We start from the raw sequence: 13,131 nt of genomic DNA, 5'->3' as shown, positions 1-13,131 counted from the left end.
TTAAGCGACTTTTTTTAAAGTCGCTTTTTTTTATTTCTTTTTTACAAGTAAAATGGGCGGATTGTAATAAATTCCGTTGCTTAACATTTTTACATTATCTATCTTTTCATTGACCAAATTAGCGAATACCAATTTTAAGTGATAGTTGTCTAAATCTTTTTCGGTCGTAATTTCATTGACTTCGATATTCCCATTTTGACCTTCGTGTTTTTTCAAAGTCTGCAGGATAAATGGAGTAAGATTCCATTCTTTATCATTTATTATGATGGTCAATAATTTTTCTTTATTCTGCTGATTATCGATCTGGAATTTATCACCGTATAAAATGAATTTATTTTCTTCTGAATAAGGAACGTTGATCAAATAATCAAAGTTTTCAATACTTTGAAATTTCTCGAGAGAGACCAATTCCAAACGAAATTCTCTTCCTTTTCTATTCGTATTTTCAATATTTGAAAAGCGATTTCTGATGTCATTTTCTATCTTGTAAAAATCAGCGTTCTCTATATTTTTAGCAAATACTTTTTGATCATCTGCTTTTAAATATTTGAACACAAAATCTTCTGATTTCCTTTCTGCCAGAAATTTAAACTTATCGGATATTTCATCTGCAACGGTATCTGAAACTTTTCTATCAAAATTGATCTTTCCGTTTTCCAATAATCTATTTTCAATCAGGATCTTTTGTAATTCAGTTTTCTGACTTCTCTTTGCGACAGAAAATGTATTGAGGTAAGGAAAAATCAAAGCAAATAAACCAAAAGCAAATAAACTCATTGGAATAAATTTGATGGTACTTCTTCTTGTAAATACAAAATATAAAACAACAACGGTAAGCCAAAGTGCGAGCAACAGGACGAAATATCGCGGTTCAGTGTATCCGTACTGTAGAATTCTCGTAAAGATCGCAATGAAAAGTAAAACGATCAGCGGAATCATCGTAAAATAAAACATTTTCGAAAATATTTTAACCCAGGATTTTGCGGCCTCCTGTTTTAAAGGATATACCAGCAATAAACCTAAAATCCCTACAATCGAATAAGCTAAAACCAAGTAAGAAACCCATCCTCGCGGAAGTTCCCAATTGATCAAAATTTTTGCGCTATAGAAATAAAGAATAATTACATAAATGAAAAGAAGAGGAATCAGAATGTACTGCGTGAAAAATTTTAGGATCAATGGATAGTTTCCATCTTTTTCCAGATCTTTCAGTCCTTTTTCATTAAAGAGTAGAAAGATAAAACAACTACCAAAAATTGCAAGAAAATAAAAGGTCTGCAGGTAATAATGATTGTTAAAATTAAAATCAAAGAGCTTGTCAATTGCTAAAATTGCGAGTTCGACGCCGCCGATCAAAACTCCCGTAAATACAGCAGTTAAGAAGATATTGATGAAAAGGTTTTTATTGTACTGCCAGAAATTGAGTTCTTTTTTTTCACCAAAAAATGCGATGAATGAAACGAGTAAATGTGATAAAATAAAAGTTGGAAGAAGCAAATAAGCGTAAAACTCAGTAAAATCTTTTTCCCGATCGGGCAGTAAAAGATAAAATCCGATCAGAAATATGATTCCTCCGATTTCTAAATAAATTTCTTTGCCGATTCGTTGAGAGAGCATCTTCAAACCAAACATCAAAGAAATTCCCAAACAGGAAACTAAACCAAATTTGAAGAAAACAAAATCATTATAATTTAGGTCGTAATTCCCTCTCGCAGTTGCCATCAAAGAAATAGCAGCTAAAAATGCCATGAGTAAAACCATGGGATATTCACGAAACATATCATCGGTCTTCCCAAAAATCTCTTTGAATTTTTTTCGCATGCGCCTTAATTTAAATGAATTAGCGATTTTTGAATATAAACGAAAGATAAAGCAATAAGTTCTCTATTTATTTTTCTTATCCTTCTTTTTTTTATTTTTCTTTTTTGATTTCTTCGAAGAAGTAATTTCTTCAATAAAATCACTGATAGAATCGTCTTTTTCTCTGTGATCGACAATCGGATTAACGATGGTTTTTATCTCAAAAAACTGATGGAGATCTGAAAATTGGAGCAGGTTTTCATCAAGCAAAGTTTTCATCAATTCACTCGCAGAATCATCAAAATAACTTTTCAAAAAATTCTTCAGTAGAAACTTTCGGTACACATCAAACGGAACTGCAACGGTGTATTTGAAAATTCGTCCTTCTTTTTCAGTGGTCAAAAATTCTTTTTCCACCAAAATTTTCATGAAAGTAGAAATTGTATTTTGATGTGGTTTTGGTTCAGGATAATGCTCGATGACATCTTTCATATAAGCAGAATCGAGTTTCCACAAAATACTCATTAAGATTTCTTCAGAGGGCGTAAGGTGATTTATTTTCATAAGTTTAAGACTGAATTTGGATATTGGCATAAAGGTAAATAAAAGAAACTAAAATCGCGACCGCTGCTCCTGCTAACACTTCTTTCGTCGTATGCATTTTTAGAATAATTCTCGTAACCCCAACTGTAATTGCAATTCCGAACCAGATCAATCCCATCACCGGATTTACTGCAAAAAATAAAGCAGCTACAAAAATATTGAATGAAGTGTGCATTGAACTTTTAATAAAATAGTTACTGACCTGCATTGCGAAAAGCAAAAGAAGAATAAATACAATGATCAGGTCTGTATTTTGATTGATCAAATAATCATATAAAAGGTAAGTCAGCAATATACCTGCGATCACAAAGTAGAGACTTTTCCTCTGTTTACGGTTAGAAACGTCCATGTTGGTGTATTTTCCCTTTTTTACATTCCATATGATCCACAAATAAATAGGAACAGCGGTAAAAAGAAACAGGGGTAAAAAGAGATAAAAGGTTTCTTTGAAAGTGTGTAATTGTAAATTGCGATAAATAAAAAATATAAAAAGCGAAGTCAGTGGATTGAAAAAATTAGAGATGATTTTTGAAATGGTAGTAATAAACGAATCGCGGGTTTTGATCATAAATAAGATTGTGCTTTCAAAAGTAATATTTTTTATTGGTTAGAAACTCAACTTTGTTTTGATATGCTACCAATAAAGACAAAGATTTTTATTATTTTTGCTGAATATTTCCAACAGACATAAAACCATACGGTTCTGTGTATCTAAAAAAGCAACAGCTAACTCATGAAAGAATTTTCGAAAGAAGTTTACCTTAAATGGTATGAAGAAATGACAATGTGGAGAAGGTTTGAAGATAAATGCCGATCTCTTTATTTGAAACAGAAAATCAGAGGATTTTTACACTTATATAACGGTCAGGAAGCAATCCCTGCAGGTTTTGCTCATGCAATGGATTTATCCAAAGACAGCATGATCACTGCTTACAGATGTCACGTGCATGCAATGGCAATGGGAGTGGACCCGAAAAGAATTATGGCAGAATTGTGCGGTAAAGCTACGGGAACTTCTGGCGGAATGGGTGGTTCTATGCACATTTTCAGCAAAGAAAAAAGGTTTTATGGCGGTCACGGAATCGTAGGAGGTCAAATTCCTTTGGGTGCCGGAATCGCTTTCGCAGATAAATATTTTGAAACTGGTGGCGTAAATATCTGTTTCTTCGGAGACGGTGCGGCACGTCAAGGTTCACTGCACGAAACGTTCAACATGGCAATGAACTGGAAATTGCCGGTTGTTTTTGTAGTTGAAAATAATGGTTACGCGATGGGAACTTCTGTAGGAAGAACTGCAAACCACGAAGATATTTACAAATTAGGTTTAGGTTATGAAATGCCTTGTCTTCCTGTAGATGCTATGGATCCTGTAAAAGTTGCAGAAGCAGCTTATGAAGCGATCGAAAGAGCAAGAAGAGGAGACGGACCAACATTTATTGAAGCAAGAACTTATCGTTACAGAGGGCATTCAATGTCTGATGCAGAAGCTTACAGAACCAAAGATGAAGTTGCAGAACGCAAAAAAGATGATCCCATCGAAATCGTGAAGCACAGAATTTTGGACAACAAATGGGCGACTGAAGAAGAATTAGCTGCTACTGATGAAAAATCCAGAGAATTTGTTGACGAATGTGTAGAGTTTATGGAGCAATCTCCATATCCAACGCAGGATAAATTGTACGAATATGTTTACGCGCAGGAAGATTATCCATTTTTAAATAAATTAGAGAATAACTAAAAATTACCTGCTCAAAAAATCAATCTCTGTTGGAGAGGCATTTAGAGTGAGGAATAATTAAAAAATAAAAATTATGGCAGAAGTAATAACCATGCCCCGACTTTCTGATACGATGACAGACGGAAAAGTGGCGAAGTGGCACAAGAAAGTAGGCGACACCGTAAAAGAAGGCGATATCTTAGCTGAAATTGAAACCGACAAAGCCGTTCAGGATTTTGAATCGGAAATTAATGGAACGCTTTTGTATATTGGGACTGAAGAAGGTGGATCTTCTCCTGTAGATTCAGTTTTAGCCATTATTGGTGCGGAAGGTGAAGATATTTCTGCTTTAAAAGGTGGTAGTTCTGAAGATAAAAAGTCAGATACTGCGGACCAAAAATCAACAGAAGAAGATAAAACGGAGGAAAAAGTTGCTGCTAAGGAAACTTCTAAATCTGATGAAAATACATCTTCTGCAGAAATTCCGGCAGGTGTCGAAGTGATCACAATGCCCCGACTTTCAGATACCATGATGGAAGGAAAAGTAGCGAAATGGCACAAAAAAGTTGGCGATGCAGTTAAAGAAGGAGATATCCTGGCTGAAATTGAAACCGACAAAGCTGTTCAGGATTTTGAATCAGAATTTAATGGAACTTTATTATATGTTGGAACAGAGGAAGGTGGAGCAAATCCGGTTGATTCTGTTTTAGCGATCATTGGACCGGAAGGAACGGATGTTTCCGGAATCGTTTCTGGCGGTGGAAAAAAAGATGCTGCGCCGAAAGCGGAAGTTTCTGAACAAAAATCTGCCGAGAAAACAGAGGCTCCAAAAGCTGAAGAAACCGAAAATATCAAACAAGTATCTGCGGGCAGTTCTGAACGAGTTGCGATTTCCCCTTTAGCCAAGAAAATGGCAGAAGAAAAAGGAATCGATGTTCATTCTCTAAAAGGAACTGGTGAAAACGGACGAATTGTAAGAAAAGATATCGAAGGATTCACTCCAAGTACGAAAGAAGTTGCTGTGAGTGATAACAAGCCAAGTGCAGTAGTTTCCGCAGCGCCGGCTCAGACAACAATGAATTTCGTTCAGGGACAGGATTCTGAGACCCCAAATTCTCAGGTTAGAAATATTATTGCGAAAAGACTTTCTGAAAGTAAATTTACAGCCCCTCATTATTATCTGATTGTTGAGATCAACATGGATAAAGCGATTGTAGCCCGAAAAGAGATCAATTCTTTACCGGATACCAAAATTTCTTTCAACGATATGATCATCAAAGCGACTGCGATGGCTTTAAGAAAACATCCGCAGGTAAATTCAAGTTGGCAAGCTGATAAAATTATTCACCACGGAAATATCAATGTTGGCGTTGCAGTAGCAATTCCAGACGGTTTAGTTGTTCCTGTGTTGAAAAATGCAGACCAGATGAATTATAACCAGATTTCTGCAAGCGTAAAAGATTTAGCCGGAAGAGCGAAATCGAAAGGTTTGAAAGCCAACGAAATGGAAGGTTCAACATTCTCAGTTTCTAATTTAGGAATGTTCGGGATCGAAACCTTTACTTCAATCATCAACCAGCCGAATTCTGCGATTTTATCCGTTGGTGCGATCATCGAAAAACCAATCGTAAAAGACGGACAAATTGTTGTCGGGAATACCATGAAACTTTCTCTTGCGTGCGATCATCGCGTTGTTGATGGTGCAACTGGAGCACAGTTTTTACAGACTTTGAGAACTTATCTGGAACAGCCATTAACGTTGCTACTCTAAAATTTAACGTTACTTTATATAAATCCTTTCAATTAGTTTTGGAAGGATTTTTTATTTGGGCGCAACCCTCGCCGAAGCTTCTGCCATTTCCCGGGTCGGTCTGCGTGCAGTCGCTGTTTATAAATTAGGCGGCGGCGAAGCCGCCGCCTAATTTATAAACGAGCTCTAACAATGCACTTCGCCCTTGCGCAAAAAGGCGTTAAATAAATCGCAGATTACAATCATTTTCACTAATTTTGAAACCATGATAAAAGCAAGTAATATTCATAAATCGTACGGAGATTTAGAAGTTTTGAAAGGCGTAGATATCCATATCAAAGAAGGTGAAGTGATCTCGATTGTCGGTGAATCCGGCGCGGGAAAATCAACGCTTCTGCAGATCCTCGGTACTTTGGATACGCCAACAAATCCGAAAAATTTTAACACAGAAATTACTTTGGCCGGACAGTCTTTTATCAATATGAATGACCGCCAACTCTCGAAATTCCGAAATGAAAATATTGGGTTTGTCTTTCAGTTTCATCAGCTTTTACCCGAATTTACAGCATTAGAAAACGTTTTATTGCCGACAAGAATATCGGGTAAGAACGAGAAAGAATCTTTAGAAAAAGCCTATTCCCTTTTCGAAGACCTGAATATTGCCCATCGACTTCATCACAAACCCAGCGAAATGTCGGGAGGAGAAGCGCAGAGAGCCGCAGTCGCAAGAGCGCTTATCAATTCTCCGAAAATTATTTTTGCAGATGAACCAACAGGAAATTTAGATTCAAAAAATGCCGACGATCTGCACCAGCTTTTTTTCGATTTACGATCGAAATACAATCAAACCTTTGTGATCGTCACGCACAACATTCATCTTGCAGATACGACCGACCGCAAACTCGTAATGAAAGACGGTCAAATTATTTAAGAAAGAAAATAGAGCAGGATTTGAGAAAGATTTTACTTTTAATCAGTTTTTTACTTTTTTGTGGCATCTCAGCACAATCAATTTCGAGTGCAAAAATTTCAGAAGTTAAAAATTTTATCAAAGGAAAAAATTACAATCAAGACCTCGCAATTTTTATAGATTTTAAAATTCCTTCCAACAAATTCAGGTTTTTTATTTATGATCTGAAAAACGAAAGGATAGTGGAAAAAGCCATTGTTTCGCACGGTTCAGGTTCAGTTGTTAAAAATTCAAATTCTTTGCGCTTCAGCAATACTGAAAATTCTTATCAAAGTTCCTTAGGGAAATACGAAATTGGAAATTCCTATGTGGGAACTTTCGGCAAATCGTACCGTTTAAAAGGGCTCGACAAAACCAACAGCAACGCCATCAAACGTGCAATTGTGATGCATTCATTTCCTTGTATTCAAAATGAAGAAAGCGCTGAACCTGCCTGTTTAAGTTTAGGCTGTCCCATGATTTCAAAAGAATTTTTTCGGACCGCAGAAAAATATATTGATCACTCCAAAAAACCTTTAATTCTCTACGCATTCTATTAATTACAAGAAAGTTATATCTTTATTAATCACTTACAACTCATCAAATAGATGTCTATAAAATTCCTTGCAGAAGATGATCGCCCCAGAGAAAAATTTTTACTAAAAGGTAAGAATTCGCTTTCTGATGCAGAGTTGTTAGCGATTATTATGGGAAGCGGAAACCGCGAAGATTCTGCCGTAGAATTAGGAAGAAAAATTTTGGATTCCGTCGGAAATAACTGGCATAATTTATCGCTCCTGCAGATTTCGGATCTGATAAAATTTAAAGGTGTCGGAGAAGCCAAAGCGATTTCAATAGCAACAGCACTGGAAATAGGCAGAAGAAGAGCCTCGCAGGAAGTTCCCGAAAAAATCCAGATCAATTCAAGTTCAGATCTTTTTAAAGTTTTGCAGCCGTTTCTGGGAGATTTACAAACCGAAGAGTTTTGGGTTGTTTTCATGAATCAAAGCAATCGGATTTTAGGAAAATCAAAACTTTCCTCAGGCGGAATAAATCAATCGGTTGTTGATGTAAGAATTTTATTCAAAGCTGCCCTTGAAAATTTTGCAACGGGAATTGTCATCGCGCATAATCATCCCTCCGGAAATTTAAAACCAAGTCAGGAAGATTTGAAAATAACCAAACAAATAAGTGAAGGCGGAAAAATTTTGAATATTCAACTGCTCGATCATTTGATCATTACCCAAAATGCTTATTTAAGTTTTGCCGACGAAAATTTATTATGATCAAAAAACTCAAATATAAAGAAATCGATTTTTCTCGGTACAGCAAGTGTTTAGATCAGTCTTTACAAAAAAATCAGTACGCAAAAAAGGAGGTACTCGATGTACTTTGTGAGTCCTGGGAACTTCTGATTTATGGAGATTACGAATTTGTAATGCCGATTCCGATCAAGAAAAAATTGGGTTTCCGAATTGTGATCATGCCGCTATTTTGTCAACAACTGGGGGTTTTTGGACCAAAAAGTAACGAAGAGATCGAACTTCAGTTTTTAAATTTTTTGCAGAAAAACTATAGAATATTTTCTTATTTTTTTAATGATAAAAATTTAATCACCCAGAATTTAAAAAAGAAAAAAAATTATTTTATTCAGAAGACTGATTATCAACTTTTAAGAAAAAACTATTTTAAAGGAAGAAAATCTACCGTAAAGACTGCACAATACTTGAATTTTAAAGAATTAAAAGCTGCAGATTTTTTAGATTTTATCAAAAGTAATTTCAAAGGTTTGGATAAAAAAGGAGATATGGATCAATTTTTCAGATACATGAATTTCTTAGAAAGTGAGAATACGTTAAGGCTTTTCGGCTCCTACAAAGAGAATGATCTTACGAATATGGCAATTATTATTGATGATGAAAATCAATTTTCACTTTTGGGACTGATCAATGATGAACAATATAAGTCTGACAATGGCGCTTCATTCCTCATCGACCGTATTTTAAAAGAACATATTCACGAAAAATCTTTTAACTTTATGGGTGGGAGCATCCGTGGAATCGAGGTTTTCTTTAAAAGTTTTGGCTCCGTTTTGCAGGAATATCCAGTGCTGGAAAATTCTAAAAAAGATTTGTTGAAAAACTTTTATAGAAAGTAGCAAATTATTAGTAATTTTGCAACCTCAATATTCCATATGATTGATTGGCCTTATTTTCCGTATGCATTTGCCTTAGTGATTGCTTTACCTTTTTTGATTTACATCCGACAGTTTGTTTTCAGCTACATTAAATTGAAAAATCAGGAGATCAAATTGTTAACCGTAAAAGGAAATTCTGAACAAAGAGTTCATGCTTACGAAAGAATAACTCTGTTTCTGGAGCGATTGAAACCTTCAAATCTGGTAACCAAATTTGACCGGAATTTGGCTCCGCACGAATTTATCTTTTTGGTTGAAAAAACCATTAATGAAGAATTTGACTACAACGCTTCCCAACAGCTTTATCTCACCAAAAATTTATGGAAAAATGTAGTCAACTGTAAAAATAATACCTTGCATCTTTTGCATAAAACGTATGAAAATCTAAACGATAACTCCACTTTGGATGATTTCAAAACGGTGTTTTTAATGAATTATATGAATGAAGCAGATTTCATTTCACAGACGATCGAAGATTTAAGAAAAGAAAACTTAATTGTAAATTAAAAATAATAATGATACCAAATTTTAAAGCCCATCCTTGGCACGGAATTTCAGTAGGAAGCGAGGCGCCAGACATTGTAAATGTTTTTGTGGAGATCGTTCCAAGCGATACCATTAAATATGAAGTAGACAAAGAGAGTGGCTATTTAAAAGTTGACCGCCCGCAGCAATTTTCGAATATCATTCCGGCATTGTACGGATTTATTCCCAGAACATATTGCCATGACGAAGTTTTAAAACTTGCGATCGAAAGTGGTGCAACCGATGTGACCACAGGTGATTTAGATCCGCTGGATATTTGTGTTTTGAGTTCTCATAATATCCATTCAGGTGGAATGTTATTGGAAGCAATTCCAATTGGTGGATTCAAAATGATCGATAAAGGCGAAGCTGATGATAAAATCGTTGCAGTGATGAAAGGCGATCATGCTTTCGGTCATTTCCGCGATATAGAAGATTTGCCACAAGCAGAAGTTAAAAGACTGATGCATTATTTCTTGACCTATAAAAATCTTCCGGATGAACCTGCAAAATGTAGAATTCAGGAGGTTTATGGGGCAGAACACGCTAAAAAAGTGATCCAGGCTTCAGAGCAGGATTACGCCAATAAGTTTGGCGGTTAATTAAAACGATTAATATTCATAAAAAGACAGAATTTCTATTCTGTCTTTTTTGTGTTTACGAAGAAAATAAGCCACATTTTAAAATAAAATTTGTACTTTCGGCTTGCCTTTTATTTAACAAAAAATTAACATTAAATTATAAACTATGAATCTATTTTATTTAGTACCAATTTTTGGTATTATTGCCTTGATCTACACTTTTATTCAGAGTGCATGGGTGACCAAACAAAACGCAGGAAGCACCCGAATGCAGGAAATTGCTGGCTACATCTCTGATGGGGCGATGGCATTTCTAAAAGCGGAATACAAAGTGATGGGTTATTTCGTAATTATTGTTGCCGTTTTACTTGGTTTAATGGGCGCTTCAAGTGCAAATTCCCACTGGAGTTTGGGTATCTCGTTTATCTTAGGTGCTATTCTTTCTGCTTCGGCCGGATTTATAGGGATGAAGATCGCCACCAAATCGAATGTTAGAACCGCGGAAGCTGCAAAAACTTCTCTTGCTAAAGCCTTGAAAGTGTCTTTCACCGGAGGTTCTGTAATGGGAATGGGTGTTGCAGGTTTAGCAGTTTTAGGATTGGGTTCATTATACCTTGTTATCAAACAAATTTTTGCACCAGATGCAATAGCTAATTCTCATGAGATGGAGAAGGCAATTGAAATCCTTACCGGATTTTCTTTAGGTGCAGAATCAATTGCACTTTTCGCCAGAGTAGGTGGTGGAATTTATACTAAAGCTGCCGATGTTGGAGCGGATCTAGTTGGAAAGGTAGAAGCCGGGATTCCGGAAGATGATCCACGAAATCCAGCAACGATCGCTGATAACGTAGGAGATAATGTAGGAGATGTTGCGGGTATGGGAGCCGATTTATTTGGTTCTTACGTTGCGACGGTTTTAGCGACCATGGTTTTGGGTAACGAAACTATTTCTCAAGATCTTTTCGGAGGTTTTGCGCCGATTCTTTTACCCATGTTGATCGCTGGAACAGGAATTATTTATTCCATTGTCGGAACATTATTTGTGAAAATCGCAGAAACTGCAGAATTAGATACAGCACCGGTTCAGAATGCTTTAAATTTAGGAAACTGGGGAAGTATAGTCTTGACGGCGATTTCTTCTTATTTTCTTGTGAATTATTTAATGCCGGAAACCATGACTTTAAGAGGTCACGAATTCACCAAGATGGGAGTTTTCGGAGCGATCATCGTTGGTTTGGTTGTAGGAACATTGATGAGTATCATCACTGAATATTATACTGCAATGGGAAAAGGTCCGGTTAAAAGTATTGTAAAACAATCTTCTACAGGACACGCTACCAATATCATTGGTGGACTTTCTGTTGGTATGGAATCTACCTTTTTACCGATCTTGGTTTTAGCAGGTGGTATTTATGGATCGTACCTCTGTGCAGGACTTTACGGTGTAGCAATTGCTGCAGCCGGAATGATGGCAACTACTGCAATGCAGTTGGCAATCGATGCATTCGGACCAATCGCAGATAATGCAGGAGGAATTGCTGAGATGAGTGAATTACCAAAAGAAGTTCGCGAAAAAACAGATATTTTAGATGCGGTTGGAAATACAACGGCAGCAACAGGAAAAGGTTTTGCAATCGCTTCTGCAGCGTTAACTGCACTTGCATTATTTGCAGCGTTCGTAGGAATTGCAGGTATCGATGGAATTGATATTTATCGTGCTGATGTTTTGGCAGGTTTATTCGTCGGTGGAATGATTCCATTTATCTTTTCTTCTTTAGCAATTAAAGCGGTAGGAACTGCAGCAATGGCAATGGTAGAAGAAGTTCGTCGTCAGTTCCGTGAGATTCCGGGAATTTTGGAAGGAACAGCAACTCCTGAATATGAAAAATGTGTAGCGATCTCTACAGACGCTTCCATTAAAAAAATGATGCTTCCAGGAGCTATTGCTCTTATTTCTCCATTATTGATGGGCTTTATTTTCGGTCCGGAAGTTTTGGGAGGATTTTTAGCAGGAGCAACCGTAACAGGAGTTTTGATGGGAATGTTCCAAAACAATGCAGGTGGAGCTTGGGATAATGCAAAAAAATCTTTTGAGCAAGGAGTAGATATTAATGGTAAAATGTATTACAAAGGTTCTGAACCTCACAAAGCTTCAGTAACCGGAGATACTGTGGGAGATCCATTTAAAGATACTTCTGGACCATCGATGAATATTTTAATTAAATTAATGTCGATCGTTTCTTTGGTTATTGCACCAACTTTGGCAGTTCTACATAAAGATAAAATTCAGGAAAACAGAAGAGAAAAATTAGAATCTCTAAACAGATTAGCTGGAATTTCTGCGGGGACTGCAACAGTTGTAGGAGTTAATTCTACAGCGCCGGTTGTTGCGACGCAGGGAACAGGAACATTAAATGCAGATGGTGATTACGTTTATAACACCGGAAATGTTGAGCAGGTGAAATTAGCTGACAAAACCATTGCGATGGGTGCAAACAGTAAATTATTTGCTTTGTACAATGGTATAAAATCAAAAGATCAATCACTTTTAACCAACGATAAATGGTTCACGATCGAAAATTTATTTTTCCAAAGTGGAAGCAGCGAATTGAAATCAGGTTCTGAAACGCAGCTTAACAACTTAGCAGAGATCATGAATGCTTATCCAAACATGAAAGTAAAATTGGGTGGTTATACTGATAACACTGGAAACGACGATACCAACTTGAAACTTTCAAGTCTTCGTGCAAAAACCGCGAAACTGAAATTACTCGAGATGGGAATCGCTTCCGACAGAGTAGAAACTGAAGGTTACGGTTCACAATTCCCGGTTTGCGCGAATAATGATACCGACGAGTGCAAAGCACAAAACAGAAGAATTGATGTAAGAGTTTTAAGTTTCTAACATCTTGTAAATAAATAGAAAATCCCAGCTGAAAAGTTGGGGTTTTTTTTTGAAAATATTTCTGACACTATTTTAAGAAATTTAATAACGTAGTTCCAAGCATA

12 protein-coding genes are annotated in these 13,131 nt (G+C 36.3%); 9 read left to right on the top strand and 3 right to left on the bottom strand.

Translation table 11 applies throughout. The annotated features are described in order from the left end of the window. Nucleotides 1-30: 30 nt before the first annotated feature. From IV494_RS04305 to IV494_RS04295, 3 genes are all read right to left on the bottom strand, one after another. A complete protein-coding gene (locus IV494_RS04305; protein WP_196078922.1) occupies nt 31-1,821 on the bottom strand; it encodes a DUF4153 domain-containing protein in 1,791 nt (596 codons plus the stop codon). 63 nt (nt 1,822-1,884) lie between these two features. Continuing rightward, nucleotides 1,885-2,364, bottom strand: a complete 480-nt coding sequence (locus IV494_RS04300) for a BlaI/MecI/CopY family transcriptional regulator (RefSeq protein WP_196078921.1) — start codon at nt 2,362-2,364, stop codon at nt 1,885-1,887. Between the two features lie 4 nt (nt 2,365-2,368). Further along, on the bottom strand, nt 2,369-2,971 hold the full coding sequence (locus tag IV494_RS04295; RefSeq protein WP_196078920.1) for a phosphatase PAP2 family protein: 603 nt from the start codon (nt 2,969-2,971) through the stop codon (nt 2,369-2,371). Nucleotides 2,972-3,136: 165 nt separating this feature from the next. On the opposite strand from IV494_RS04295, the gene pdhA reads away from it, so the two are divergent. From pdhA to IV494_RS04250, 9 genes are all read left to right on the top strand, one after another. Next, nucleotides 3,137-4,141: a pyruvate dehydrogenase (acetyl-transferring) E1 component subunit alpha gene (gene pdhA / locus IV494_RS04290; protein WP_196078919.1), complete on the top strand. Its 1,005-nt coding sequence runs from the start codon at nt 3,137-3,139 to the stop codon at nt 4,139-4,141. 73 nt (nt 4,142-4,214) lie between these two features. Continuing rightward, nucleotides 4,215-5,891 (top strand): pyruvate dehydrogenase complex dihydrolipoamide acetyltransferase, encoded by a 1,677-nt coding sequence (locus IV494_RS04285; protein ID WP_196078918.1) that lies wholly within the window; start codon nt 4,215-4,217, stop codon nt 5,889-5,891. Between the two features lie 244 nt (nt 5,892-6,135). Beyond that, entirely contained in the window at nt 6,136-6,801 is a 666-nt protein-coding gene (locus tag IV494_RS04280) for an ABC transporter ATP-binding protein (protein ID WP_196078917.1), read from the top strand. Nucleotides 6,802-6,821: 20 nt separating this feature from the next. Then, entirely contained in the window at nt 6,822-7,379 is a 558-nt protein-coding gene (locus IV494_RS04275) for a murein L,D-transpeptidase catalytic domain-containing protein (protein WP_196078916.1), read from the top strand. Nucleotides 7,380-7,427: 48 nt separating this feature from the next. Next, the gene (radC, locus tag IV494_RS04270) at nt 7,428-8,105 is read left to right on the top strand and encodes a RadC family protein (RefSeq protein WP_196078915.1); all 678 of its coding nucleotides are present in this window, start codon (nt 7,428-7,430) and stop codon (nt 8,103-8,105) included. Then, nucleotides 8,102-8,977, top strand: a complete 876-nt coding sequence (locus IV494_RS04265) for a hypothetical protein (protein WP_196078914.1) — start codon at nt 8,102-8,104, stop codon at nt 8,975-8,977. The genes radC and IV494_RS04265 overlap by 4 nt, the downstream gene beginning before the upstream one ends. 36 nt (nt 8,978-9,013) lie before the next feature. Beyond that, complete coding sequence (locus IV494_RS04260) at nt 9,014-9,523, top strand: DUF7935 family protein (protein ID WP_196078913.1); 510 nt, start codon at nt 9,014-9,016, stop codon at nt 9,521-9,523. An 8-nt stretch (nt 9,524-9,531) separates the two neighbouring features. Next, complete coding sequence (locus tag IV494_RS04255) at nt 9,532-10,143, top strand: inorganic pyrophosphatase (RefSeq protein WP_196078912.1); 612 nt, start codon at nt 9,532-9,534, stop codon at nt 10,141-10,143. Between the two features lie 145 nt (nt 10,144-10,288). Further along, nucleotides 10,289-13,027, top strand: a complete 2,739-nt coding sequence (locus tag IV494_RS04250) for a sodium-translocating pyrophosphatase (protein ID WP_196078911.1) — start codon at nt 10,289-10,291, stop codon at nt 13,025-13,027. Nucleotides 13,028-13,131: the final 104 nt, after the last annotated feature.

The organism is Kaistella gelatinilytica, assembly GCF_015679325.1.
Classification (GTDB): domain Bacteria; phylum Bacteroidota; class Bacteroidia; order Flavobacteriales; family Weeksellaceae; genus Kaistella; species Kaistella gelatinilytica.
This window is presented reverse-complemented; position numbering and strand designations above follow the sequence as displayed.